Source organism: Streptomyces malaysiensis subsp. samsunensis (assembly GCF_024519315.1).
Lineage (GTDB): Bacteria > Actinomycetota > Actinomycetes > Streptomycetales > Streptomycetaceae > Streptomyces > Streptomyces malaysiensis.
In genome coordinates, this window is record NZ_JANIIC010000281.1 from 1 (window position 1) to 371 (window position 371).

Below are 371 nucleotides of genomic sequence, written 5' to 3' on the forward strand. Positions count from 1 at the left end.
ACGCCGCGTTCAAGGCAGCGTCGTTCCAGCTCCGCGAACCACCGCTCGACCTGGTTGATCCAGGACGAGTAGGTCGGGGTGAAGTGCAGGCGGAACCGGGGATGCGCAAGCAGCCACTTGTGCACCACCGGCGCCTTGTGGGCGGAGAGGTTGTCGCAGATCACGTGGACCGCCAGGCCGGGATCGGTCTGGCGGTCGATCTCGTCGGGGAAGTCACGGAAGTCGACCGCGCGGTGCTGTGCGGACAGCGGCCCGATCACCTTGCCGGTGGCGGTGTTCAGGGCGGCGAACAGGTCCACGGTGCCGTGCCGGACGTAGTCGAAGCTGCGGCGCTCAGGTGGTTGCAGGTCAGGAACGCCTTCGGGGCTTCG

General features: G+C 67.7%; 1 protein-coding gene. It reads right to left on the reverse strand.

The genetic code is table 11. The features are described 5' to 3' along the window. On the reverse strand, nucleotides 1–371 hold a 371-nt coding region (locus NQU54_RS48895), incomplete at both ends, for an IS630 family transposase (protein ID WP_257636700.1).